The sequence below is a fragment of the Nocardiopsis sp. iso_238 genome, assembly GCF_056173325.1.
In genome coordinates this window covers 5,967,351-5,993,611 of the sequence record NZ_CM149668.1, presented here as the reverse complement: position 1 = coordinate 5,993,611, position 26,261 = coordinate 5,967,351, and the positions used below count along the sequence as shown (strand labels likewise).

At 72.2% G+C, this 26,261-nt stretch carries 17 protein-coding genes; 9 read left to right on the top strand and 8 right to left on the bottom strand.

Going from position 1 to position 26,261, the window contains the following annotated elements:
* Window positions 1-20: 20 nt before the first annotated feature.
* Window positions 21-1,772, bottom strand: a complete 1,752-nt coding sequence (locus AC0VYL_RS26960) for an ABC transporter ATP-binding protein (protein ID WP_475481835.1) — start codon at window positions 1,770-1,772, stop codon at window positions 21-23.
* The gene (locus tag AC0VYL_RS26955) at window positions 1,769-3,556 is read right to left on the bottom strand and encodes an ABC transporter ATP-binding protein (protein ID WP_475481834.1); all 1,788 of its coding nucleotides are present in this window, start codon (window positions 3,554-3,556) and stop codon (window positions 1,769-1,771) included. The genes AC0VYL_RS26960 and AC0VYL_RS26955 overlap by 4 nt, the downstream gene beginning before the upstream one ends.
* A gap of 229 nt (window positions 3,557-3,785) precedes the next feature.
* Between AC0VYL_RS26955 and AC0VYL_RS26950 the strand changes: the two genes are divergently transcribed.
* On the top strand, window positions 3,786-5,756 hold the full coding sequence (locus tag AC0VYL_RS26950; protein ID WP_475481833.1) for a M3 family metallopeptidase: 1,971 nt from the start codon (window positions 3,786-3,788) through the stop codon (window positions 5,754-5,756).
* Between the two features lie 57 nt (window positions 5,757-5,813).
* Here the strand turns inward: AC0VYL_RS26950 and AC0VYL_RS26945 are convergent, their stop codons facing one another.
* On the bottom strand, window positions 5,814-6,962 hold the full coding sequence (locus tag AC0VYL_RS26945; RefSeq protein ID WP_475457161.1) for a glycerol dehydrogenase: 1,149 nt from the start codon (window positions 6,960-6,962) through the stop codon (window positions 5,814-5,816).
* Between the two features lie 230 nt (window positions 6,963-7,192).
* Entirely contained in the window at window positions 7,193-8,041 is an 849-nt protein-coding gene (locus tag AC0VYL_RS26940; RefSeq protein ID WP_475481832.1) for a helix-turn-helix transcriptional regulator, read from the bottom strand.
* A 275-nt stretch (window positions 8,042-8,316) separates the two neighbouring features.
* Between AC0VYL_RS26940 and AC0VYL_RS26935 the strand changes: the two genes are divergently transcribed.
* A complete protein-coding gene (locus AC0VYL_RS26935; RefSeq protein ID WP_475481831.1) occupies window positions 8,317-9,384 on the top strand; it encodes a Rossmann-fold NAD(P)-binding domain-containing protein in 1,068 nt (355 codons plus the stop codon).
* On the opposite strand, the gene AC0VYL_RS26930 is transcribed toward AC0VYL_RS26935, so the two are convergent.
* The 4 genes from AC0VYL_RS26930 to eccCa form a co-directional block, all read right to left on the bottom strand.
* Complete coding sequence (locus AC0VYL_RS26930; RefSeq protein ID WP_475481830.1) at window positions 9,355-10,164, bottom strand: DUF2306 domain-containing protein; 810 nt, start codon at window positions 10,162-10,164, stop codon at window positions 9,355-9,357. The genes AC0VYL_RS26935 and AC0VYL_RS26930 overlap by 30 nt on opposite strands.
* A 92-nt stretch (window positions 10,165-10,256) precedes the next feature.
* Complete coding sequence (locus tag AC0VYL_RS26925; RefSeq protein WP_475481829.1) at window positions 10,257-12,950, bottom strand: ATP-binding protein; 2,694 nt, start codon at window positions 12,948-12,950, stop codon at window positions 10,257-10,259.
* Window positions 12,951-13,084: 134 nt separating this feature from the next.
* The gene (locus tag AC0VYL_RS26920) at window positions 13,085-14,260 is read right to left on the bottom strand and encodes a S8 family serine peptidase (RefSeq protein ID WP_475481828.1); all 1,176 of its coding nucleotides are present in this window, start codon (window positions 14,258-14,260) and stop codon (window positions 13,085-13,087) included.
* Window positions 14,261-14,330: 70 nt separating this feature from the next.
* A complete protein-coding gene (gene eccCa, locus AC0VYL_RS26915; RefSeq protein ID WP_475463280.1) occupies window positions 14,331-18,281 on the bottom strand; it encodes a type VII secretion protein EccCa in 3,951 nt (1,316 codons plus the stop codon).
* Window positions 18,282-18,646: 365 nt separating this feature from the next.
* Here eccCa and eccD point away from each other — a divergent pair, with 365 nt between their 5' ends.
* The 7 genes from eccD (at window position 18,647) to AC0VYL_RS26880 (ending at window position 26,202) form a co-directional block, all read left to right on the top strand.
* A complete protein-coding gene (eccD, locus tag AC0VYL_RS26910) occupies window positions 18,647-20,044 on the top strand; it encodes a type VII secretion integral membrane protein EccD (RefSeq protein ID WP_475457147.1) in 1,398 nt (465 codons plus the stop codon).
* 25 nt (window positions 20,045-20,069) lie between these two features.
* On the top strand, window positions 20,070-21,521 hold the full coding sequence (eccB, locus tag AC0VYL_RS26905; RefSeq protein WP_475481827.1) for a type VII secretion protein EccB: 1,452 nt from the start codon (window positions 20,070-20,072) through the stop codon (window positions 21,519-21,521).
* A 25-nt stretch (window positions 21,522-21,546) separates the two neighbouring features.
* Window positions 21,547-21,876, top strand: coding sequence for a WXG100 family type VII secretion target (locus tag AC0VYL_RS26900; protein WP_110050566.1), 330 nt, complete (start codon window positions 21,547-21,549; stop codon window positions 21,874-21,876).
* Between the two features lie 80 nt (window positions 21,877-21,956).
* Window positions 21,957-22,253 (top strand): WXG100 family type VII secretion target, encoded by a 297-nt coding sequence (locus AC0VYL_RS26895; protein WP_475481826.1) that lies wholly within the window; start codon window positions 21,957-21,959, stop codon window positions 22,251-22,253.
* 125 nt (window positions 22,254-22,378) lie between these two features.
* Window positions 22,379-22,831, top strand: coding sequence for a hypothetical protein (locus tag AC0VYL_RS26890; RefSeq protein WP_475457141.1), 453 nt, complete (start codon window positions 22,379-22,381; stop codon window positions 22,829-22,831).
* Between the two features lie 85 nt (window positions 22,832-22,916).
* Window positions 22,917-25,976, top strand: coding sequence for a hypothetical protein (locus tag AC0VYL_RS26885; RefSeq protein ID WP_475481825.1), 3,060 nt, complete (start codon window positions 22,917-22,919; stop codon window positions 25,974-25,976).
* On the top strand, window positions 25,876-26,202 hold the full coding sequence (locus AC0VYL_RS26880) for a YbaB/EbfC family nucleoid-associated protein (protein WP_475463278.1): 327 nt from the start codon (window positions 25,876-25,878) through the stop codon (window positions 26,200-26,202). Before AC0VYL_RS26885 ends, AC0VYL_RS26880 begins: the two co-directional genes overlap by 101 nt.
* Window positions 26,203-26,261: the final 59 nt, after the last annotated feature.

Genomic DNA, 26,261 nt, shown 5'->3' with positions numbered 1-26,261 from the left:
CCGCTCCTGGCACGGCACCGTCAGTCGGTGCCGTGCCAGGAGCTCCACAGGGCCGCGTAGGCGCCGCCCGCCGCGATGAGCTCCTCGTGCGAGCCCAGCTCCGTGACGCGCCCGTCCTCGACCACGGCCACCCGGTCGGCGTCGTGCGCCGTGTGCAGCCGGTGTGCGATCGCGATCACCGTCCGGCCCTCCAGCACCGCGGCCAGCGACCGCTCCGTGTGCCGCGCCGTCCTCGGGTCCAGCAGCGAGGTGGCCTCGTCCAGCACCACCGTGTGCGGGTCCAGCAGCACCACGCGGGCCAGCGCCACCTGCTGCGCCCGGGCCGGGGGCAGGGCCTCGCCGCCCGAACCCACCCGGGTGTCCAGGCCGTCCGCGAGCCCCCGCACCCAGTCGGCGTCCACCGCGTCCAGGGCGCTCAGCAGGGTGCCGTCGTCCACGTCGGCGCCCTCGGCGGCGGCGATGGCCAGGTTCTCCCGCAGGGTCCCGGCGAACACGTGGTGCTCCTGGTTGACCAGGACGATCCGCTCACGCAGCACCTCGGGGGCGAGCTCGGCCACGGGCACCCCGCCCAGCGACACGTGCCCGGAGCCCGGTACGTCCGCCCCGGACAGCAGACGGCCGAGCGTGGTCTTGCCCGCCCCTGACGGCCCCACCACGGCGAGCCGTTCCCCGGGGCGCACGCTGAGGTCGATCCCGCGCAGCACGTCGTGGCCGGGCACGTAGGCGTAGCGGACGCCGGACAGTTCGATCCGGTCGTCCGCCGGGACCAGGCCCGGGTCCGACGACTCCTCCGGCAGCCGCTGCACGCCCCGCAGACGCGCGAACGACGCCCCGGCCCGCTGGAGCTCCTCGATCCTCTGGGTGACGCCGATCGTCGGGTCCACCATCTGCTGCACGTACAGCAGGCAGGTCACCAGGGTGCCGAGGCCGATCCCGCCGTTCAGGTACAGCGCTCCGCCCACCAGCAGGGTGACGGAGACGGGCAGCACGAAGACGGACTCCGCGACGGGGAACAGCACCGACCGCAGCCGCAGACTGCCCCGGCGGGCCCGGTACAGGACGCCGACGTCCCGGTCGGTCACCGCCCGCCGGTCCTCCTCGATCCGCAGGGCCTCCACGGTGCGGCCGCCCTCGGCGGTGGCGGTGGTGCCCTCCAACGCGGTGGAGAGGGCCGTCCCCTCGGCCAGGTAGGTCTCGCGGGAACGCCTCAGGTACCAGCGCGCGGCGGGCCACACCAGGGGGAAGCCGAGGAGGGCGCACAGCCCCAGCAGCGGGTGCAGCCAGGTGATCGCCGCCACCAGCACCAGGATCTGGAGCAGGCCCATGCTGATCTCCGGCAGCGCGCCGCGCAGGCTGCCGCCCACGTTCCCCACGTCGGCGGAGACGCGTGTGGTGAGGTCGCCGGTGCCCGAGCGCTCCACCACACGGGTCGGCAGGGACAGCACACGGCCCACGAAGTCCTCGCGCAGGCGCCGCAGGACGTGCTCCCCGAACCGGTAGACGGCGCGGCGCGCGTACCGGGTGAGCAGGAGCTGCACGAACGCGGCGGCGAGCACACCGGCGGCCAGCCGGTCCACCGCGCCCAGGGTGGCGGTGCCCGCCTGCACCATGTCGACGATCCGGCCCAGGAGGTAGGGGCCGACCAGACCGGCGCCGGTGGCCAGGCAGGTCAGCAGGACCACCCGGGCCACCCGCCCGCGTTCGGAGCGCAGCAGCAGGAGGGTGTCCCGACGGACCTGGGCGCGGTCCGCGACGGGGAGTCGATGGCTCATTGAGGGGTCCCTTCGTCGGCGCCGACCCGGCCGTTCTCCTCGTCGGAGGCCCCACGGAAGACCAGCGTCCGGTAGTCCGGTCGGTCGAGCAGTTCACCGTGGGTGCCGACCGCCGCGGCCCGCCCGTCCACGAGCAGGACCACCCGGTCCGCCCGGTCCAACAGGAGCGGTGAGGTCCCCGCGACCACGGTGGTGCGTCCGGAGCGGGCCTCGTGCAGCCGCTCGGCCACGGTGGACTCGGTGTGCGCGTCCACGGCCGAGGTCGGTTCGACCAGCAGCAGCACCTCGGGGTCGCAGAGCAGCGCCCGGGCCAGCCGGACCCGCTGGCGCTGACCGCCGGAGAGGTTGCGGCCCTGCGGTTCGACGGCGGAGTCCAGTCCGTCCGGCATGGAGGTGACCACGTCGTCGGCGCCCGCCACGTGCAGGGCGGCCTCGATCGCCGTGTCCGCGTGGGTGCCGTGCGGGTCCAGGACCTCGCGCAGCGAACCGGCGAACAGGTGGGACTCGTTGTCGGACACCAGCAGGCGCCGACGCACCTCCCCGACCTCCACGTCGCGCAGCGGGATCCCGCCCCACAGGGTGTCGGAGGCCGTGTAGCGGCCGAGCCGGTCCACCACGGCGGCGGCTCCGGCGTCGGCCGACACGAGGGCGGTGGTCAGGCCCGGCGGGACGCGCACACCCGAGTCGGGTTCGACCAGCTCCGCGCCCTCCTCCGGGCCGGGCAGGTCCCGGCCGCTGCCGGTGGGCGGGGGGTCGAGGGTGAGCAGGTCGAGGGTCCGGCGCACGGACACCAGGCCCTCGATGATGGCGCCGGCCCCCTCGATGAGGAAGAACACCGGCAGGATGAGGATGGCGACGTAGGCGTAGACGGCGACGGTCTCACCCACGGTGATCTGCCCGTTCACCGCCAGGCGCGCGGCCACCCAGGTGACGGCCCCGAGGAAGACCACCGGCAGGCAGGCGCTCACCGCGTGGAACCAGCTGGTGGTCTCGCTGACCCGGTAGCCCTGGTGCAGCAGCTCCCGGGACCGGTCCTCGTAGCGGCGGGCGAAGTGCTCCCTGCCGCCGATCCCGCACAGGACCCGCAGGCCGGACACGATGTCGGCGGCCAGCGCGGTGGTGCGCCCCTGGTGTTCGCGGTAGACGGTCTGGTGTCCGTGCAGGCGTCCCATCAGCGGTCCGATGACGGCGGCCAGTACCGGCACGCCGAGTACGACGATGGCGGCGAGCAGCGGCGAGATGGTGAACAGCAGGACCGAGACGCCCGCGTAGGCGACGACCGCGCCCACTCCGGGGCCGGTCAGGGTGAGGATCTGGGCGATGTGCAGGACGTCCGAGGCCTGCACCGTGGAGAGCTCACCGGAGGAGACCCGGCGGGACAGGGACGCGCCCAGCACGGTGGAGTGGCGGGTGATCACGCGCATGGTCCGGTGCGCGGCGTCCGTCCTGACCAGGGACATCGTCCGGTGCCGCAGGATCGACACGGTCGCGGTGGCCACCGCCACCAGGGCGCCGGTCCCGGCCCACAGGACGAGGACGCGGGGATCCTCGGCGCGCAGCCCGTCGTCGATGGCGCGGGCGAGCAGGTACGGCGGGAACACCAGCCCCACCATCCACAGGGTGCCGTAGAAGGAGCCGCGCAGCACCCGCCACGGCTGGGAGGAGATCAGCCACCACACGTAGCGGAGGGGGCCGCGCAGGTCGGGATCACCGGTGGGGGGAAGGGCCGAGCGGGGGAGCGGGCGGCTGCCCCAGGGGCCGGGGACGCCCGTGGTCTCGGGCAACTGACACCTCCGTGTGCGCTGGATCACGCCCATCAAACCAGGGTGCGGGGCCGTGCCAGGGACGAACCCCGTAGGGACCCGCGCGGCCCTGGTCGGAACCGTCCCGAGGAGGGCCGGACCCGGCCTCGGTGACCGGACGTCACCCCTGGGTAAGGGGATGACAGGTGGTCGGCGGCACGGTAGAACGGCACGAGCGTCCCACCCTCAAAGAACCGAGGAGCACCACCCCTTGACCGCCAATCCGTTCCTGTCGCCCAGCGAACTGCCCTACCGTCTTCCCGACTTCGCGGCGGTCCGCGAGGAGCACTTCCTGCCCGCCTTCGAACAGGGCGTGGCCGAACACCTCGCGGAGGTCGACGCGATCGCCCGCGACCCGGAGCCCGCGACCTTCGACAACACCATCGCCGCGCTGGAGCGCTCCGGCGCGACCCTCATGCGGGTGGAGGTCGTGCTCAACACGCTGACCGGCTCCGACGCCACCGACGGCATCCGTGAGATCGAGAAGCAGGTCGCCCCCCGTGCCACCCGGCACCGGGACGCCATCTCCCTCAACCGCGACCTGTGGGCGCGCATCCAGCAGGTGAGCACGGACGACCCCCAGGAGGCCTGGCTGCTGGAGCGGTACCGCCTCGACTTCGTCAACGCCGGAGCCGACCTCGGTGAGGACGAGCAGGAGCGGCTGCGGGAGCTCAACGCGCGCCTGGCCGAGCTCGGCACCGAGTTCTCCCGCAACGTCGTCCGGGCCACCGGCGAGTCTGCCCTGGTCACCGCCGACGTCTCCGACCTCGACGGCCTGGACGAGGCGCGGATCAGCGCGATCCGGCAGGGCGACGAGTACGTCCTCCCGCTGCTGAACACCACCGTGCAGCCCGCGCTGGCCCAGCTCACCAACCGCGCCACCCGCGAGCGCCTGTACACGCTCAGCGCCGAGCGGGCCCCGGAGAACCTGGAGATCGGCGCCCGCATGGCCGAGCTGCGCGCCGAGCGCGCCCGGCTGCTGGGCTACCCCGACCACGCCGCCTACAAGGTCGCGGACCAGACGGCGAAGACCGTCGAGGCGGTCGAGGAGCGGCTCGGCCAGCTGGTCGGCCCGGCCCTGCGCAACGTCGAGAAGGAGGCCGAGGCGCTCGCCGAGCACGCCGGTCACGACATCGAGCCGTGGGACTGGCCGTACTACACGGAGCAGGTCCGCAAGGCCCGCTACGACTTCGACGAGAGCGTGCTGCGGCCCTACTTCGAGCTCGGCCGGGTGATCGAGGACGGCGTCCTGCACGCGGCGACCCTGCTCTACGGCGTCACGTTCACCGAGCGCCCGGACCTCGCGGGCTACCACCCCGACATGCGCACGTGGGAGGTGTTCGACGGCGACGGAACCGCGCTGGGCCTGTTCCTGCTGGACCCCTACGCGCGTCCGACCAAGCGCGGCGGCGCGTGGATGCACAACCTGGTCGACCAGTCGTACCTGCTGGACGAGCGGCCGGTGGTGGTGAACAACCTCAACATCGCCAAGCCCGTCTCCGGGCCCACCCTGCTCACGTTCGACGAGGTCGAGACGGCCTTCCACGAGTTCGGCCACGCCCTGCACGGCCTGCTGTCGGCGGTCCGGTTCCCCCGGGTCGAGGGCACCAGCGTGCCGCGCGACTTCGTGGAGTTCCCCTCCCAGGTCAACGAGATGTGGGCGCTGTGGCCGGAGGTCCTGTCCCACTACGCGCGCCACCACGAGACCGGTGAGCCCGTGCCCGCCGAACTCGTGGAGCGGCTGACCGCCGCCAGCCAGTTCAACCAGGGGTTCGGCACCTTCGAGTACCTGGGCGCGGCGCTGCTCGACTGGGCCTGGCACCGCCTGGCCCCCGGCGAGACCGTCGAGGACCCGGCGGCCTTCGAGGCGCGCGCCCTGGAGGCGGCTGGCGTCCTGCACCCGCTGGTGCGCCCCCGCTACCGGAGCGCGTACTTCCAGCACATCTTCTCCGACGACGGCTACAGCGCGGGCTACTACTCCTACGTGTGGAGCGAGGTGCTGGACGCCGAGAGCGTCGAGTGGTTCAAGGAGCACGGCGGACTCACCCGCGCGGGCGGCGACAGCTTCCGGGAGAAGGTGCTCTCCAAGGGCGGGAGCGTCGACCCGATGGCGGCGGTCACCGACTTCCTCGGCCGTGAGCCCGGTATGGGCCCCCTCCTCACCCGCAAGGGCCTGAACTAGGGAGCGTCCCCCCGCGGCCCGCCCACCACGGCGGGCCGCAGGGGGCGGGGGGCGTGATCAGCCCTTCGGCGCGCGGGGCTCACCCAGCCCGGCGCGCTTCCGCGCTCGACGGCCGACCCCCTCCACCGCGCGCAGCGCGTCCCGCACGTCCCGGTGGGACGGGGTGAACGGCAGGTTGTGGATGGTCTCCTCCGGGGCCGTCGCGGCCGCGACCACCCGGTCCAGCAGCGCGTCGTCGGCGTTGCCCAGCCCGGCCTCGGTGAGGGTGGTGGGCAGACCCGCCCTGGCGGTGAACTCCGCGAACTCCTCCACCTCGGAGGTGGGGGCGCCCTCCAGCAGCAGCTGGGTGAGGGAGCCGATGTTGACCTTCTCGCCGTGCGCGAGGTGGTGGGTCTCGTCGACCGCCGTGAGGCCGTCGTGCACCGCGTGTGCGGCGGCGAGGCCGCCCGACTCGAACCCGAGGCCGGAGAGCAGGGTGGTGGCCTCCACCACCGCCTCCACGTCCGGGGTGACGAGGTCGCGGTCCACGGCGTCCAGCGCGGGGAGCGCGGACTCCCACAGGATGTCCCAGGAGAGCCGGGCCAGGGCGGTGCCCGCGCGGGTGGGGCGTCCCCCCACCATGTTCGTGGCGTCGGAGCCCCGCAGGGCCCGGGCCTCGATCCAGGTCGCCAGGGCGTCGCCCACCCCGGCGGCCAGGAACCGCGTGGGCGCCTGGGCCACCAGCTGGGTGTCGACCACCACCAGAGCCGGGTTGCGGTCGTAGAAGCGGTAGGACTCGAAGGCGCCCTTCTCGGTGTAGACCACGGAGAGGGCGGAGGTCGGGGCGTCGGTGGAGGCCACCGTGGCGGCGCTCACCCAGGGGACCCCGGCGTTGGCGCCCGCGGCCTTGGCGGCGTCGATCGCCGCGCCGCCGCCCAGGCCGACGATCACGTCGTGGTCCTGTGACCCGATGACCTCACCGACCCGCTCGGACTCGGTTCTGGTGGGTATGCCGCCGAAGCGCTCGAAGGTGAGCGGGACCCCGGCCTCCGCGAAGGAGCGCTCCAGGGTCGCGCCGACCAGCCCCCGCACGACGTCGTCGGCGAGCACCAGCGGTCTGCTTCCCACGCCTCCGACCAGGGTGCCGAGCCGCTCCATCGCGCCCCGGCCCTGGACGTAGCGGCCGGGCGAGGCGAAGACGCGCAGGGACGGAGTGTTCTGGGCCATGGGAGTTCCCCCTGTGGTTGGTGGTTCTCCTCCCGGCCTGGCCGGTGGACGGGCCACCCAAACGTCATGCACCACAGGTTGCCCCGTTCTTTGCCCCACCCTCTCCGGCCGGGTTCGGGGACCCGGCCCGAGTGCCCCGCGCACGAGGCCCCCGGACGCTGAGCCCCCTTCCCCGCTGAAAGCGCGGGTCTGGGTCCCACGGGAGCGAGTGGGGCCACCCACGTCGACGTTCACACGTGCTGGACTCCCTCGCCTCGGGTTGCGAGCCGGGCGATCGCGTCGGCGCTCGGGCTGCCGGGGTCCGGAGTGTACATCACCAGTTGCAGTTCGGTGCCGGGTAGCAGCAGGATCTGGTGCTCCAGCTCCAGCTCACCCACCTGGGGGTGGCACAGGCGTTTGCGCAGCGTCGGCAACGGGCGCACGTCGTGGTCGCGCCAGCTGGCGGCGAAGTCCGCGCTGAGCGCGGCGAACTCGTTGACCCGCTCACTGAGGGCACTGTCGGCGGGGTGACGGGCGCTGGAGGCGCGCAGCTGGGCCGCGGACCGCCGGATGAACTCGCCTTCCGTGCTCGCTGGTGCCGAGCAGAGGGTGCCCCGAAGCCGAAGGGCCAGTTGCACGACGTTGCGTTCCTCGGTGGGCAGGAGCCCGAAGTCGGTGATCAACGCGGCTGCGGTGGCGTTCCAGGCCACTATGTCCTGACGCTGGTCGACCAGGTAGGCGGGTATCGGGCCGAGCCGCCCCAACAGCCGTCGGGCGTCGGCGGGCACCGGCTCCCGATCAGTGTTCGTGCCGACGGGGATCTGACCGGCCAGCCGCGCCAGGTGTTCACGCTCCGCGACGGTGAGCCGCAGTGCCGCGCTCAGCGCCGTCAACACCTCCGGGGAGGGACGCGAGGCGCGGGCCTGCTCCAGGCGTTCGTAGTAGTTGACCGAAACACCGGCCGCTTCGGCGACCTCCTCGCGGCGCAGCCCCGGAGCGCGCCGGGCGCGTCGTCCTGGCGGGTGGGCCGTCGACACCTGCTCCGGACGTAGCGAGTCCCGCCGACGGCGCAGGAAATCGCCCAGGTCATCTCTGCTCACCCGGTTCATGGTGGCACGGGGCGCCCGGTCCATCCACGGACTGCTGGTCCGGGGCTCAGCCGTCCGTTCCCCGACTGCGGGTTCGCGTCCAGTGTGGTCTTCACAGCCCGTTGAACACTGGGGGAGACCATGCCTCACACCTGCGAGGAAACGATGTACCGAGTGCCGGATCCGGTGCTGGCCATGGCTACGGACACCGCTGTCCCGTGGACGAAGGACGGCACCGCCGTGCCCCTGTCCGCCGCCGGGGCCTCGCTGCGCTCGGGAGCTGCCCGGTGACCGGCGTCCTGGTGACGGGCGGCACTGGGAAGACGGGTGGCGCGCTGGTGGGACTACTGCGCGGCGACGGCGTACCGGTGCGGGTGGCCAGCCGCCACCCGTCCGCCGACGACCCCGACGCGGTCCGGTTCGACTGGGCGGACCCGACCACCCACCCTGCCGCACTGCGCGGGATGGACCGGATCTTCCTTGTCCCTCCGGTGAACTCCGTGGACCCGATGCTGTCGGTCGGTCCGTTCCTGGCCGAGGCGCGACGCCTCGGCGTGCGCCGGGTGGTACTCCTCGGCTCCGCCATCGTGCTGCCGAACGCTCCCGGTGCTGTGGAGATGGCCGAGCGGGTGCGGGCCCAGCCAGGTGGGGTCGTGCTGCGCGCGTCCGGGTTCATGCAGAACTTCCTGAGCCCCCATCCGGTGGGCGAGCGGATCCTGCGCCACGGTGAGGTGCACACTGCCGCCGGTGAAGGCGCGGTGGGTTGGATCGACGCGAGGGACGTCGCGGCCGCCGCCTCCGCCCTGCTGGCCGATCCCGGCGTCGAGCCCGACAGCCAGCGTGACTACCTGCTCACCGGGCCGAAGGCCCTGAGTTACCGGGACGCGGCGGCGATCATCACCGCCCGCACCGGTCGGGCGGTCCGGGTGGTGACGGTCGGGACCGACGAGCAGGCCTCCGCCTACCGGGCCGCGGGAATGTCCGCCGAGTTCTCCGCCGCCATCGCCGCCGTGGAGGACGGCATCAGGAGCGGTCTGCACGACCAGGTCAGCACAGCGGTGTTGGACCTGACCGGCCGTCCGCCCCGCACCTTCGACGAATTCGTCCAGGAGCACGAGACCAGGTGGTGGGACAACGGGGGTCCGACCACTGATCGGCGGAGGGCAGAGGGAGGGCGGCCCCTGCCCGTCCCCGTAGCGCGCCCACCGCCCTCTCCGGCGGCCACAGCGGACGATCCCGCCCCCCGGAGAGGTACCCACGCGGCATGGCGACCAACGTGGGGGTCGGACTGGCGCGTCGGCCCCGTCACCGGACCATGGCGCAGGTCACGGCTCTACCGCCGAATCCCCTGGTAGTCCTCCTCGCCCCCTGTCCACCCCTGTTGGCGTCGAACCCGCGCCGACCGGTTCCGGCTCGGGGCCTCGCCCGGCCGGTCCGGTCGCGGCTCCGGAGGCCGCACGGCTCGTGCGTCCCTTGGCCTTCTGCCGCCTGGCCAGCGGTTTCAGAGTGCGCTGGACGATGAAGTACTCCGCCACGAGCACGTTCACCAAGAAGGAGGCCCAGGCACTCGCGTGGTAGATGTCGTCGAAGGTCAGGGACGGGAAGAACCTCTCCTGGAGCGCCAGGCCGGTCATCAGATAGATCCGCAGGCTCACCGCGGCGAAGGTGAGCGCGTAGTTGCGGATCATCCAGACACGGTGCAGTCGGACCTCACCGCGGCGGATGGTGGTGTAGGCCTGGTAGAGGGTGTAGAGCCAGGCCGCGGCGAGGATGTAGAAGGCCACCTGTACCGAGAACCCGCTGACCGAGTAGGTCGCGGCGAACAGGGCCGCGATCGAACCCAGGACGATGGAGACCATGTAGATCTGCCCGGCGGTCCGGTGCGCCTTCGGGTAACGGACGCGAACCCGGGTGAGGAACTGGAACGGGCCGATGAGCAGCGCCAGCGAGCTCGGGACCGCGTGCACCGCGATGGTCACGTAGTGCGAGGCGAACAGGTCGTTGAGCGGGATCTGGTTGCGTTCCACGCCACCGACCAGATAGGTCTGCGCCGAGTAGACGGCGATACCGACCGCGGACGTGGCCAGAAGACCCCACAGGGCCCACCACCATCGTCGGCGCGTCGACTTGGTCATGCTGGTCAAGGTCTCCCCCACGTAGGAGTAGCAGGCGGCTGTCACCGACATGCTGCTGCGTGGGCGGGTTCGTTCGCGTCGGTGATCGTCGCCTAATCGACCGATTCCAACGGTTGATCCAGTTCGGGCAGGTCCTTGAGCTGCCTGCGGGAGGTGATGTCGAGCTTGCGGAAGATCCTGCGCAGGTGGGCGTCGATGGTCCGCGGGCTCAGGAACAGCCGCGCGGCGACCTCTTTGGAGGTGGCGCCCGCCGCCACGTACCGAGCGACGTGGACCTCCTGCATGGTCAGGCGGTCCAGGGGCCGCTCGGAGCGCTGGCCCACTACCTCACCGGTCGCCCGGAGCTCGTTGGCCGCCCGGTGGGCGAAGGCCTCCATCCCCAGATCGGAGAGCATCCGGTGTGCGGTGCGCAGCTGCTCTCGTGCGTCGCGGCGGCGGTTGCGGCGGCGCAGCCATTCCCCGTAGCGCAGGTGTGACCTGGCCAGTCCGGGTATGGCGGGGCTGCGTTCCAGCTCTTCGATGCCCTTGCGGTGGTCGGCCTCCGCTTCGGTGACCAGAGCCCGGGTGCTTGCCAGAACGCCCTGGGCCCAGCTGGTCTCCACCGGCTCGGTCCGCTCGGCCAGGGACTCCAGTGCGTCGACGGCCAGGCTCTCGTGCCCGCATCGGGCTGCGGCCTCCACCAGTTCGGGAAGAATGATCCCGGGTAGGAACAGCCCCGCGCCCTGCGTCCCGCTCACGGCCGCGTCCAGCGCGCGCGAGTAGTCTCCGAGTCCGTTGTTGAGCACGGCCCTGGCCCAGTGCATGTTGGCCGGGAGCTGCCCCCGGCCTCGGCGCTGCGCCTCCTCCAGGAGTCGGAACGCCTCCTTGTCGCGGCCGCGTATCGCGGCCAGGTGGAGGCGCGGGTACATCTTCGGTGCGTCTTCGAGGGCGTCGGCGATCGCCTCCTCCTCGGCGATGGCGGCGTCGGCCCGCCGGAAGTCGCCGGTGAGCACCGCGGAGATGGCCGTCTGCGCGAGGGCGAGCCTGGTCAGGGTCAGCGATCCGCTCTGCCGTCCGGTGCGCGTCATCCACTCGGTGATGCTGGTGTGCACGCTGTGGTCCCACAGATCGGCGGAGAGCAGGCTGGCCAGCCCCGGGTGGTGGGCCCACGCGGCGGCCTCCCCGGTGAGCACACGGCGGACCGTCGGCACGCCTTCCCGGTAACGCCCGGAGGCGAGCAGGCTCAACGCGTCCAGGAGGTCGGGGGCCCGGTTGGTCGAGGGGGCGGTGTGCGCGGCTTCGAGGACCTGCTCCATCACCCCGGCGGGTCGGCCGGTCAGTAGTGCCGTTTCCAGGGCGCTCACCAGGGAGGAGCGAGTCAGCTCCGGGTCGGTGGCGGCCAGGCGGCGGGCCGCTCGCAGGAGGAGGCGCGGCCCGTCCTGGGCCTCCTGTCCGCCCCTGAGGAGGGCGAGCTTGCCGCGCAGCAGGTCGACCGAGGCTCGCAGGGGTGCGTCCAGGGTGTCGGTGTCGACGCTGTTGAGCAGGTTCGCCGCGGTGTCCGCCGTGCCCGCGTCGAGGGCTGCCCGGGCCGCCGCGAGTGTGCGTTGAACGCGTGGTCCGGGGGCCAGGGACAGGGCCGCCGCGCGTTCGAGGAAGGCGGACGCGGCCGCCACACCTCCGCGCGCCTGGGCGCGTGCGGCCGCCGATTCGAGCTCGGTGGCCACCTCCTCGTCCGGTGCGCTGCTCGCCTGGGCCCGGTGCCAGGCCCGTCGGTCCGGAGCGGTGACCGGGTCGGTGACCTCGGCCAGGGCTCGGTGTGCGGCCTGGCGGCGCTCCAACCCGACCCCCCAGTACACGGAGGAGCGAGCCAGGGGATGGCAGAAGCGGACGCGTGTGCCGAACTCGACCAGTTCGGAGGCCTCAGCGGCGGGTGCGGCCTCTGCCACGTCGATGCCCGACCGTCGGGCCGCGGCCCAGAGCAGGTGCGGGTCTCCAGTGGGTTCGGCTCCGGCCAGGGTCAGAAGTCGCCGCGCGGGTTCGGAGAGCCCCCCGAACCTGGTGTGGAAGCTCTGCTGTACGCGTTGCGCGACCGGGGAGGGGGTGGGCGGGACGAAACCGCCGGCCTTGGGCAGCTCGATCAGGGCGAGCGGGTTGCCCCGGGCTTCGCTGAGGAGGCGTTCGCGTACCTGTGTGTCGAGTGTGGTGGTCTTCTCCGCGCTCAGAAGAGAGCGGGCGTCGGTGTTGTCCAGACCGCCCAGGGTGAGACCTGGCAGCTCGTGCAGGCGGGGTTCGGCGGTCCGGGTCGCGAACACCATGGCGAGGGGTTCGGCGGTGATACGCCTGCCCAGGAACACCAGTGCCCGGGCCGATGCGTGGTCCAGCCAGTGTGCGTCGTCGATGACGCACAGCACTGGTTGTTCCCGGGCGGCGGTGGAGAGCAGGTCCAGAGCCGCGAGGCCGACGCGGTGCGGAGCGGGGTCACCACCGGTCAGGCCGAACGCCACCTGGAGGATGTCACGGTGGTCGGTGGGGAGCTGGTCCAGGTGGGTCAGGACCGGCGTGCACAGTTGGTGGAGCCCGGAGAAGGGCAGTTCCTTCTCGAACTCTGATCCGGTGCCGTGGAGGATCCGGAATCGCGGCGCGGCGATGTGCGCCGCGTGGTCCAGCAGCGCGCTCTTGCCGATACCCGGTTCGCCGCGCAGGACGAGAACGCCTCCCCGGCCCCGTTCGGTGGCGTCGAGCAGGGTTCTCAGGCGGCCGGTCTCGACGAGCCTGCCGACAAGAGGCCGGGGAGGGGCAGTAGGCATACGCAGAACGATAGTGACCTGGAACGTGGGGTCTGGTCCGTGCTCTGTCCCTGTGGGGGTGTGACGACGGAGTACCCGAACGTGCTGCTCGCCATCCAACGCGACCCCGGGTTTCCACTCACCCGGAGCGGACCTCAAACGGCCGCGGCGGCCTCGGCCTTGGCCTTGCGGCGGCGGACGGCGGCGGCTCCGACCGCACAGATCAACACCAGCAGGGCCGTCCCGCCGACCACGGCCATGACACGGCCACGCGTGGGCTCCATCGGCATGTCCAGGGCGAACTGCTCGGCCTCGGCCCCGCCCCCCGACCGCGGACCCATCTCCCTGGTCAGCGCTCCCACCGGGTCGAGGAACCCCGTCCCGAAGGCGGCACCGGCGTCCGGGTAGGCCGACATCACCAGGCGCTCCGCGGTCTGCGCCGCGCTCAGCCCGGGGTCGTGGGAGCGCAGCAGAGCGGCCACACCGGCCACGAACGCCGCCGCGACCGCGTCCCCCTCCGCGACGGCGTGCCCGTCCCCGCCCGGGGCCAGGCTCATCACGGACTGGCCGGGCGCGCTGAGGTCGGGCGCCGAGATCCGACCGTCCGCCGTGGCGGGCGGCGGCGTCAGCGGGGCGCCCTCCGTGCCGGTCGCCGTCACCCCCAGCACCTCGCCCCTGGTCGCCGGGACCGCCGCGTAGGCGTCCCGCTGGACCATGGCCGTGGACGGCGCCACCACCAGGACGTCCTCCTCGACGGCGGTGTCCACCGCCGCCTCGAGCCCGGAACTGCCCAGGGGGACGGCGACACCCACCAGCACGACGTCCGCTCCGCCGGAGACCGCGTCGTTGATGCCGTCCGCGACCGCGTCGGCGTCGGCGCCGCCCCAGTCGTCGGTGACGGGCACCGACAGCACACGGGCCTCCGGGGCCACCCCGACGAGACCGCTGTCCGGCTGGGGCCGCGCGGCGACGATCCCGGCCAGGAAGGTCCCGAACCCGGTGCAGTCCTCACCGGCCCCCTCCACCGCCCCCTTGAGCGCGGCGGAGGAGTCGTCCACGGGCGAACCCACGACGGCCACGGTCGTTCCGGCCCCGGAGGAGGTGGACCGCGCCCGGGGGAGCCCCAGGGCGTTCTCGGTCCACAGCTCCTGGTCCACCGTCTCCTCGGAGGACGGCACACACTCGTCCCCCGCCAGTTCGGGCGCCACCTGCGGCAGCGCGGGCGCGGCCTGGTCCGCCGCCGCTGGCGCGGTCGCCACCAGGAAGAGCGCGGCCGTCAGGCACACCCCGGCCCCGAACCGAAGCCGCTTCCGTTCCGCTCCGTTCGACACGGGGCCTCCCGTTCCTCTCCACCGACCGCGGGGCGGTCGCTACCTTGTCGGGCCACTCCTCGGACGCCCGTCAGTCGCGGGCGGCCGCCTCCTCCGTCTCGGGGTCGAGCGCCAGCTGCACCTTGACCGGGTCGCGCCGGTCGAAGCGCAGCGCACGGCCCGGAGGCATACGCTGCGGGCGCAGCGATCCGAACAGCACGCCCTCGGAGGGCGGGCAGGACAGCACCATGCTGGGGGTGTTCGCGTCGATGAGCATCCGCAGCGCGGGCTCGCCCATGGCACGGCTGAAGCCACCGGCACCGCGCGCCAGGATCAGGTGGAACCCGATGTCGGCGCCGTGGGGCAGCATCTCCATGAGCGGGGACAGCGGACCGCCACCGCCCGCCGAACTCAGCAGGTCGTAGTCGTCGATGACCACGAACAGCTCCGGGCCGGTCCACCACGAGCGCTCGCGCAACTGCTCCGGAGTGACCTCGGGGCCGGGCAGCCGGGGCTTGAGCGCCTGGGCCGCCGCCATCATCATCTCCCGGGCGCTCTCACCGGTCACCGCGTAGCCGAGGCGCTGTTCCTCGGGGATCGCGTTGAACAGGCCGCGCCGGGGGTCCACCACGACCACGCGGGCGTCGGTGGGGCTGTACCGCTCCCGGATGGTGCGGGTGATCAGACGCAGCAGGTTGGTCTTGCCGCTCTCGTTGTCCCCGACCACCAGCAGGTGCGGCAGCACGGAGAAGTCGTGCCACAGCGGCTCCAGGCGGCGTTCCTCCAGACCCAGCGCGATCTTCGGTCCGTCCTGGGGCGGAGGCAGGTCCGACGCGGGAAGCGACAGGGGAAGCAGACGCACCTGGGGAGCGGACGGACCGTCCCACCGCTGCTTGACCGCCTCCACGACACCGGCCACGGAGGCCTCCGGCCCCTCCTCCATCTGGGGGAGCGCGGACAGGAAGTGCTTGTACTCGGCGGTGAGGCCGCGACCGGGGATCCGGGGCACCTTCTCCGCCTGGCGCATGTTGATCGCGGAGTCCACCGCGTCGCCCAGACGGAGCTCGAACCGGGTGACCAGCAGGTCGCGCAGGCTGGACTGCACGTCGGCCCAGCGCGGGGAGGCCACGATCAGGTGGATGCCGTAGTTGAGGCCGCGCTGGGCGATCTGCGTGATCTCCGCGATGAGGTCGATCATGTCCGCACGCACCGTGGCCCAGCCGTCGATGACCAGGAAGACGTCACCGTAGGGCTGGTCGGAGAACTCCCCGGCCGCCCGGCGCCGACGGTAGGCGCCGATCGAGTCGACGCCGTGCTCCGCGAAGAACTGCTCGCGGCGCCCCAGCAGCGCCGTCATCTCCGCGACGGTACGGGTGACGCGTTCGAGGTCCATGCGCCCGCAGATACCGCCCACGTGCGGCAGGTCCGCCACACCGCGCAGCGTGCCGCCGCCGAAGTCCAGGATGTAGAACTGCACCTGCTCCGGGGTGTTGGTGAGCGCCAGCGCGGAGATCAGCGAGACCAGGAGGGTGCTCTTGCCGCTCTGCGGACCACCGATGACGGCGGTGTGCCCGCCCGCGCCGCGCAGGTCCGCGGTGAGCGGGGTGCGCAGCTGCTCGAAGGGGCGGTCCACCAGGCCCACCGGCACGGTCAGCACCGGGTCGGAGCCCCACGCGGGCAGCGAGGGCGCGCCCTCCGACCGCAGCATCTCCGCCACGGTGGGGGCCTGGTCCAGGGGAGGCAGCCACACCTGCCGTGCGGGCGGACCGACGTCGCGGACCGCGTCCAGCGCGGTCTCCAGCAGACTCGTGTCCGACTCCTCCACCGGTTCCGGCTCGGGCACCACGACCGAGGCGGGCGGCCCGGCCACGTACCCGGGCAGGAAGGGGGTGATCTCGCGGGCGGCGGTCGACGCCCGCGCCGCGCGGCGCTTGGCGCGGTAGGGGCCCGAGACGTACGCGGCCTTGAACCGCGTCAGCTCCTCGGTGTCGGACTTGAGGTAACCCGATCCCGGTGCCGGGGGGAGCTGGTGGGCGTCGGCCACACCGAGCACGCCCCGGCTCTCCATGGCGGAGAACGTGCGCAGCGCGATCCGGTAGGAGAGGTGGCTCTCCAGCTGGTGCATGCGGCCCTCGTCCAGCCGCTGGGAGGCCAGCAGCAGGTGCACGCCCAGGCTTCGGCCCAGGCGGCCGATCATGACGAACAGCTCCATGAAGTCCCGGTGGGCCGCGAGCAGCTCACTGAACTCGTCCACGATCACGAAGAGCGTGGGCATGGGCTCCATGGTCGGGTCGCTCCGGCGGCCCTTCTCGTACTCGTGGACCGAGCTGAAGTTGCCCGCCGAGCGCAGGAGTTCCTGGCGGCGGATCAGCTCGCCGTGCAGCGCGTCCTGCATGCGTTCCACGAGGGAGGTCTCGTCGGCCAGGTTGGTGATCAGCGCCGAGGTGTGGGTCAGCCCGTCCAGGCCGATGAACGTGGCACCGCCCTTGAAGTCCACCAGGACGAAGTTGAGCTTCTCGGAGGAGTGGGTGAGCGCCAGGGACAGCACGAGCGTGCGCAGCAGCTCGCTCTTGCCGGAACCGGTGGCGCCGATCAGCATCCCGTGCGGGCCCATCCCGCCCAGCGCCGACTCCTTGAGGTCGAGTTCCAGGGGGGCGCCCGAGGCCGCGATGCCGATGGGCACCCGCAGGCGGCTCTCCGGGCGCTCGCGCTCCCACTCGCGGGCGGCGTCCCAGGTGTGCAGATTCGGGATGCCCAGCAGGGTGGTGAGGTCGAAGTCGGTGGTCAGGGGTTCCACCACGTCGGCGGCGACGCTGACGCGGTAGGGGGCCATCATGCGGGCCAGGGAACGGGCCCGGGGGAGGTCCAGGGAGTCGGGCCGACCGAGGTGGGAGAAGGATTCCCGCCCGGAACGGTCCAGCTCACACATCTCCATGGAATCCTTTTCGACCCTCAGCGAGAGTGTGTGGGGTGCTCCGTCCCACATGCGCTCGGTGCCCACTTCGATCACGATCGCGTTGCGGAAGCCCCCGCTGAGCAATCTCGAACCTTGCGGCACGGATCCGCCGTCGACGATGATGACGGTGAACGGCTCGTCACGCCCGGGCACCGCCTGCGGGTCGAAGGGCGGCCGGTCCGCCAGCGCGGGACCGACGAGTCTTTCCAGCTCAATGGCGTCGGAGGCGATCAGACGGACGGGGCCCGCTCCGTCCCGCTCCGTCGGGTGCATGCAATGCGGAAGCCATTTCATCCATTCCCAGTCCGCCATTCGCTCATCGTTCACACAGGCGACCACACGCAATTCATCCGGCGCGTGAAAAACTGTGACCTGTCCCACGAGTGCGCGCACCATTGCACGGATGGATTCGGTTTCCCCGCGCAGTCCCAGATGTGCGAATCCCCGCAGATAAAGCGAGACCGGCAAGTCCGCGACGGTGCCGTAGGCGTTGATGAAACGGCGTAGCGCGTGCGCGCAGAGCGGTTCCAGGTCCTCCACCGGCTTGGTCGACAGCGGGGCGATGCGGGTCTGGAGGGGCTGCTCGCCCACGGCGATCCTGACCTCCGCGAAGTCGTCGTGCGCCCCGCGCCGCTCCCAGAGCCTGCTCGTGCGCACCAGCGACCACAGGGCGTCGGGGTCGGGTCCGTTCCACGCGCGGGCCTCACGCTGGGCCACCACGACCTCCCGCACCCGGCCGCGCATCTGACCGAGATAGCGCAGGTAGTCACGTCGGTCGCCGGAGAGGCGGCGGCTGCGTTCGATCCGTACGCGCAGGATCTGGCCGCCGACCATCGCCACCGCTCCGACGAGCATCATCCCGCCCGCGATGAAGGGCATCGCCGTGCCCAGGGCACCCGCCCCGCTGGGGCGGATGAACATCATCACCATCGCGAGCGAGCTCAGCGCCATCGGGAGGTACATGAAGACCCCCGAGATGCCGTTCTCCTCCTCGGGGAGGACAGGGGGCTCCTGGAGGGAGAGCTCGCCCTCGGGCGGCTCGGGGCCGGGTCGACGCGCCGGCCTGCGGACGAGGATGGTGCTGATCAGCGTATCCCTTCTCTTTCCCCTGGTCAGCTGGCATTCGCAGCAGGGGCGCCGGGCGTGTACCGGCCCGGGGTAATTCCGACGGGGCCGAATGGGGGAACCCCAGAACCGGATTCGGTGACCGGGGATGGGGGCGGGTGCTCAAATGAGCAACGGTATCCCCGGGCCAGAGTTTTCCGAAACGTCATGACCGGAATTCCGGAAGTGGTGCTAGTCTAGCCCAGCATTTCGAGAACGGGCGCGCCGTCCCCTGCCCCAGGCGTTCCGCAGAGGAATGGCGTACCCCGGCCTCGTCCCCCTCCCCGGGTGTCTTTATCCCCCACCCGTAAACCGACCCAGTCACTGTCGTCCAGCGAGGAGGACCGATGTCGGACGTCGTCTCCGCCGATCTCTGCCGCCTGGTCGTGCGCGCACCCAACGCCTCCTTCGAGATCGCCGTCCCGTGCGACCTGCCGCTCGCCGAGCTGCTGCCCACGTTCCTGCTCTACGCCGAGAACGAGAACGAGGACCTCGACGAGAGCGGACTCGAACACGGCGGATGGGTGCTCCAGCGCCTGGGCTCACCACCACTGGACGAGTCCGAGACCGCCGAGTCGCTCGGCCTCACCGACGGCGAGACGCTCTACCTGCGCGAGCGCGCCGACCAGATGCCGGAGATCCACTTCGACGACCTCGTCGACGGCGTGGCCGACACGCTGTCCGAGCGCTCCGACGGATGGGGCGCGCGCGTCGCCAGGCGCTCGCTGACCGGCACCGCCGCAGTGGGCTTCGCCGGCGCCCTCGCCCTGCTGACACTGCTCGGCCCCACCTGGATCGCGGGCGCCACCGCCGCCGCCACCGGGCTTCTCCTGCTGCTCGCCGCCGGTGCGGCAGCCCGTGCCTTCGACGCCCCCATCGCCGCCGCCGTAACGGGCGGCGCGGCCGTGCTGTTCATGGCCTTCGCCGGGGCCACGCTCCCGGGCGGCGACCCCAGCAACGCCCTCATCGGGGCGCGGATGCTCTCGGGCGCCTCCACGGCGACCGGCGCCGCGGTCCTGGCGATCGCCGCCGTCGCCGCCTGCCTGCCGTTCTTCACGGCCATCATCGGCACGGCCCTGTTCACCGCCGCGGCCGGTGCCCTGCTCATGTTCTGGGACAACGCCCCGCCGCAGGGGGTGGCCGTCTCGGCCGCCGCCCTGGTGCTGCTGCTCTGCTCGTTCGCTCCGGCCCTGGCCTTCCGCCTGGCGGGCATGCGCCTGCCCCCGCTGCCTGGCGGGGTCACCCAGCTCGGTGAGTACATCGACCCCCACCCGGCCCGCGACGTGCGCACACGCACCAAGCGCGCGGACCACTACCTCGGCGCCCTCCTGGCCATCGTGGCCGTGGTGTGCGCCGCCTCGATGACCGTGCTGGCCGCCCACCCGGGCGGACTGGCCTCCACCGCGGGCGTCTGCGTCGCGCTGATCCTGCTGCTCCAGTCACGCGGGCTCAGCGGCGTGTGGCACCGCGTGTGCCTGCTGGGTTCCGGCGTGTACGGGCTGGTGGCCATGGCCGTGGGCGGCGGCCTCGTGGGCGGCGACACCGCCCGCATGGTCCTGTTCGGGCTGCTGCTGGTCGCGGCGCTCGGCCTGCTCCTGGCCGCCTGGTCCGTGCCGGGCAACCGCCCCATCCCGCACTGGGGCCGGGCGGGGGAACTCATCCAGAGCCTCGCGGCGATAGTCCTGGTGTGCCTGATCCCGGGGAACCTCGGGTTGCTGGCGTTGATGAGGGGGATCGGCGGATGACGCGCACCGGAAAGCGGGTGGTCTGATGCAGACCCGTCGCGACCAGGTACAGGCGCACTCGTTCATGGTGCGCCGACTCTCCACGGCCATGGCCGCCGCCGACCCGGACGCCGCCGAGGCGCCCCTGCGCCGCACCCGTAACGGCGCGTTCATCGGGCTCGTCCTCGCGGTGCTGCTGTGCGTGGGGTTCCTCGTCTTCGGCCTGATCTTCCCGGGCGGCGCCACCTCCTGGCGCAACGAGGGGACCCTCGTCGCCGTCAAGGGCGGCGCCGGCCGGTACGTCTTCTCGGACGGTGTCCTCTGGCCGGTGTCCAACCAGACCTCCGCGCTGCTGCTGGCGTCCAACCCCAAACCGGTCCAGGTCGCCGCCGACTCCCTGGAGGGCACCCCCGTCGGGTCCCCGCTGGGCATCGCCGGAGCCCCCGACGGGCTCCCCGCCGCCGACGCGGAGGGCTCCATGGTCTGGCAGGTGTGCGCCACCACCGTCGACACCGGTGACGGCGTCGAGACCCTCACCTCGCTCACCCTGGGCCGGTCGCCCTTCGGCTCCCCGGTCGGGGAGGACGACGGTGTCCTGGTCCGGGACCCCGCGGGCGGGGTCCACCTGTTGTGGAAGGGCAACCGCCTGGCCATCGACGAGGAGAACGGCGCCCTGGAGTCCCTGGGGTACGGCACCGCGGTACCCCACCCCGTCGCGGCCGCCGTCCTGGACGGCGTGCCCGCCGGACCCGCGCTCTCCGCGCTCGACGTCGAGGGCCGGGGCGAGGACGGTCCGCGCGTCGGCGGCGCGGACACCCGCGTCGGACAGGTCTTCAGCGTCCCCGCCGCTGAGGGTGGCCCCGAGCAGTTCTACGTGCTCACCCGGGACGGTCTGACCCCCACCGACGCCACCCACGCCCGCCTGCTGCTGGGCCACCCGCTCACGGCCGAGGAGGCCTACGGGGGCGGCGAGGCGGCGCCGGTCGAGCTGAGCGTCAACGAACTGCGCGCGCACCTGTCGGGCGAGGAGACGGTGACCGGTGACGGCCTTCCCGCCACACCGCCGCCGCTGACCGATCCCCAGGGCGCGGCGCTGTGCGTCGTCGACCAGGGGGACGGCGCCCTCGCGCTCTCGCTCACCTCCCCGGCGGACATCGGCGGCCGGGCCGCGCGGCCCCCGGTGGGCAGCAGGGCGGCCTGCACGGCCCCCGACCTCATCGACATCCCGTCCGGCGAGGGCGGCCTGGTCAGGGCGGCCCCGGCCGGAGGCGCTGCGCTCCGCGGCTCCTACTTCCTCGTCACCGACGCCGGGGCCAAGTACCCGGTGCCCGACGCCAAGGCCGCCGAGACGCTGGGCTACACCCCCGGCGGGGCCTCCGCGGTCTCCACCGCCCTGTTGGACCTGCTGCCCACCGGGCCCGACCTGACCCCGCAGGCCGCCGCGGAACCCGTCGGCGCTCTCGCGGAACCGGGGGAACCCCGGTGCCTTTCCGACTGACGCCCAACAGAACCAGGAGACTCCCATGTCGATGATGCGCAGTACCGACCAGGCGATGCGGACCGGCCGCGACGCCATGGAGACCGCCCACACCACCTGCAACGGCGTCTACACCAGCGTGGACGGCGTGCGGGACCTGCTCGGCGGCAACTGGCAGGGCGGCGCGGCCACCCAGTACGACACCGCGCTGGTCAAGTGGCTCGAAGAGCTGCGTCTGATCACCAACGACATGAACGACATGATCGGCATCCTCGGCGGCACCGAGCGCAACTTCCACGCCATGGAGGACGAGAACATGCTGTCCGCCAACTGGATCACCCAGCTCAACCCGAACCAGGGCGACGTCGCTCGCTGACCCTGACCTGATCCGACCGACCCGATCCGCCTGCCTCCACGACCGGGGGCGCACCATCGAGAGAAACCGGAGCCATACCCATGGACGGATTCGAGATCAAGTACAGCGGTGCTGACGACGCGGGCATCGACCTGCGGAAGCAGACCGACATCATCGAGCAGGCCATCAACGAGCTCGACGCCAAGGTCCAGGCGGTCAAGTCCGACTGGGTCGGTGAGGCCGCCGAGCAGTACGACCAGCGACTCCTGTCCTGGCGGCGCAACGTCGCGGACATGCGCGCGCTGCTGGGCCACGCGCAGGTCTCCCTCGGCGACATCACCGAGCGCTACCGCCGCGGTGACCTCCAGGAAGCCGGGAACTGGAACGCCCGCCGCTGACCGCCACCCCTCGGCCGCTGCGGCGGCCCGAACGGACCGCCGCAGCGGCCGAGGGACACCGCACCCACCGTTGACGCCGCGCGGCGGCTTGATGAAGAGCTGGACAGGAGAGGACGGGGCAGGACGTGTCAGAGGAAAAGACCAAGGTCACGCTGGAATACCTCAAGACGTTGCGGACGGCGCACATCGATCCGCTTCGGGAGAAGGTCTCGAAGACGAAGACTGAGGCGTCCACGCACTACGCGGGCGGTGAGGACGCGTCCGCACCCAACGTGCCCTTCGGCAACCCCGCCCTCCTCCCCATCGCCGGTGAGCTCTCCAAGGAGGTCGGTGCCGTGCTGACGCAGTTCACCACCTCGATCACCGACCTGGAGACGCGCCTGGTCGCGATGTCCGCCGGCATCCGGGACAGTGCGATCACCTACGAGGAGCTGGAGTCCGACGCCGAGTTGGACGCCACCCAGATCGGCCAGATCATGTCCAACGGCGCGCCCACGGGCGGTGGCGGCGGCGGTGGTGGCGGCGGTGGCGGCAACGGACCCAACGACACACCCAACGAGACCCCTGAATCGTCCTGAGCCGACGCCTTTCGGCGCAGTGTCTTCGCCGCTCCGGCTCCCCCCAGTACCCCTTCGCCCCACGAATCGCCCCTGAGGAACTTCCATGGCTGACGAGGACCTTCCCGAGAAGGAGGGGACCGACCCCGCGGCACCCGAGTCCGGGGGCGCCGTCGAGAGCGAGGAGTTGGCCCACGCCATCAACGTCTTCGCCGACAAGGACGACAAGGGTTCGGCTCCCCCGATGGGTACGGCGCAGGCGGTGAAGGACACCAACTGGCTCAGTAACTACTTCTGGAACGTCAACAACCCCAAGGACGCGGACGAGTGGTTCGGTTTCGACAGCCGGGCCTCTGACGCCGAACAGCTCGGCGGATACGAGTGGGGGTTCGCGGTCTACTCCGGCATCCACGTCAACGACGCCATCAAGGACACCGAAGGCACGGTGTGGGGCAACTTCATTGACCGGATGCGCGACATTCTCAACGCCGCCTCCACCTCCAGCGTGGGCACCAGCTCCTTCAACAGCGGTGTCCTCAGCCGCATCGAGACCGATCTCGGTGACTTCCGCGACTTCGCGAACGCCCGCTACGACGAGATGTGGGCCCTGTCCGAGGAGATGAAGCCGGGAAACGAGAAGTTCGAGGGCGCGGGAGCCGAGGCCCTGCGCGGATACCTGAGGAAACTGGCCCTTGAGTTCCAGAACCTCGCCAACTACATCGACCCGGCCGTCGACGCCGTGAACACGGCGCGCGTCGCCGCCAACCCCACCTACCTCCAAGCGGTGATCAGTGCCTTCAACACGTGGCACAGCAGTGAGAACCGCAGTCCCCGCGCGACCATCCGCAACTGGTGGGAGGAGCAGCGGGACAAGGTCACCTGGGAGGACGGCATCATCAAGATCCGCGGCATGCGGACTGATGAGAAGGCCACCTGGGAGACGTTCGAGACGGAGATCAAGGACCGCTGGTGGGACAACCTGGCGAACCTGCGCACGGCAGCCACGGAGGGCATCTCCACGGTCTCCACGACCTACGGCACCTCCTCCGCGGAGATCCTGCCCTTCGTCCCCGTCGCGACCACCCCGCCCGGCGGTGGTGGAGGCGGCGGTGGCGGTGGGGGTGACGGTGAGGGCGGCGGCAACGGCCCCTCGCTTGAGGAGATCCTCAACGGGCTGTTCGGTGACGGTGAGGGCGACGGTGAGGGCGGCGGCGGTGGGGGTGACGGCGACGGTGACGGCGACAACCGCTCCATCCAGGACATCATCGACGAGTATCTCAACGGTGGCAGCGGCGAGGGCGGCGGCGGTGGCGGTGGTGGCGGCGACGGCACTGGTGGTGGCGGTGGTAACGGCCCCCTGGGCGACGGCCGCACCATCGACGAGATCGTCAACGACTACCTGAACGATCAGGGCCCCAACAGCGGAGGGTCGGACATCCCCGAGGGCGGCGGTCCCGTACCCGGTGGCTCGGGTGACCTGGGCGGTGGCCCGGAAGGTTCCGGTTCGGGGAACCCCGACGGTCCGCCGATCTCCTCCGGTGGTTCCGGTGGTCTCGATGGTCCGGGTGGCCAGGGCCTGGGCGGTCCCGGTTCAGGTGGCGAGGGGATCGGCGGCGACCCCAACTCCTCGGGCGGAGGCCCGGGCGGGTTCTTCCCGCCGCCGGTGGCCCCGGGCATGGGGGGTATGGGCGGCGGCGGTACCGGTGGCGGCCCGAACAACACGGGGCGTCGGGAGCAGGGGACCCCGCTTCCCGACGGGAGCAGCATGCTTCCGGACGGCAGTACGCGCCTCCCGGACGGCACGGTCCTGAACCCGGACGGCAGCACGCGCCCCCCGGACGGCAGCGGGCAGCTCCCGGAGGGGAGCACGCCGCTCCCGGAGGGGAGCGCCCGGCTCTCCGACGGCAGCATTCGGCTTCCCGACGGGAGCATCCTGAACCCCGACGGCTCGCGCACCGACGGTGGCAGCGGTGATCCGTCCTCCATCGGTGGCCCGCCACGCGGCGGCTTCGGGGACCTCGACCTCTCCTCCTCCACAGGTGGCGCGGGGGGCGGCAGCGTGCCGCCGCCCCCGGGTCGCGTTTCCACCGAGGGCGACCTGGACCTCTCCTCGGGTGGTTCGGGCGTGGACGGGAACGGCTCCCCGATCCCCGGCGGCTCCAACGGCATCGGCGGTCCGGGCGAGGTCAACCGCCCCGGTCTTCCGGACGCCCCGGAGCTCGGCGGCTCCGGTGGCAACGGCAACGGATCGGGTTCCCCCGTTCCGGGCGGTTCGGGTGATTTGGGTGGTCCGGGTGGTGCGGATCGGCCTGGGTTGCCGGATGCGCCGATCATGGGCGGGTCCGGTGGCAGCGGCAACGGGTCCGGCTCGCCGATACCTGGCGGATCGGGCGAGATCGGTGGCGGCTCGAACCGCCCCGAGATCCCGGATCCCCCCGTTCCCGGCGGATCCGGAGGCAGTGGCAGCGGGTACCCGACGCCTGGCGGCATCGGTGGGCCCGGTGACCTGAGTTCCTCCTCGGGTTCGGGTTCTGGTCCGGGCGGTATCGGCGGCGGAGGTTCCTCCTTCCCGGGGGGCTCCGGCGGCATCGGCGGTCCGGGTGACCCCAACTCCTCGTCCGGCCCCGGCTCGGGCGGCGGTGGCATGAGCCCCCGCTCGGACTCGGGCTCCGTGGGCGGCGGCTCCGACGGCAGGGGGAACGGGCCCGGCGGGACCAGTCCACAGGGCGGCTTCGGCGGCGGCCAGGGGACGGACGGCTCCTCCACCGGAGGAGGACCGGGCACCCCCGGGACACCCGGTACGCCGGGCACCCCCGGTATGCCCATGATGCCCCCGGGCGGAATGGGCGGTGCCGGTGGCGGCGGCGGTGGCGGCGGGCAGGAACGCAGCCGCACCACCTGGCTGGCCGAGGACGAGAAGGTGTGGGGCACCACCGCACGGGGCGGCCCCGCCTCGTTGGGACGGCCCGGAACACGAAAAGACAAGGGAGTGAGCGGCGTTGGACATGTCCCTGCAGGGACAGATGGAGAGGTCCCTCGAACAACTTCGACAGACCCAGGAGCGCCTGGCGGAGGCAAGCGCAAACCTGGAGTCGGTTACCGCCGAAGCGATGTCCAAGGACCGGATGGTCAGCGCGACGGTGAACGCCAGAGGCGAGATCGCTGAGCTGAGGTTCCACACCGACAAGTACCGGATGATGGCGCCCGCCGAACTCGCCTCGGCCGTCGTCGAGGTCGTCGAACGGGCTCGGCGCGACGTCGCCCAACAGGTCTCCACCGCCATGGGCGGCCTGGTGCCCGGCGACACCTCGGCACGGGAGCAGGCGGTGGCGGGCGACCCCACCGCACTGCTGGAGGAACTGGGCCTGGGCAACGTGCACCCGCCCCGCTGATGACGACCGGGATGTGGGGGAGGGGCTGCCCTCCCCCACAACCCGGCCAGGTGACGGAG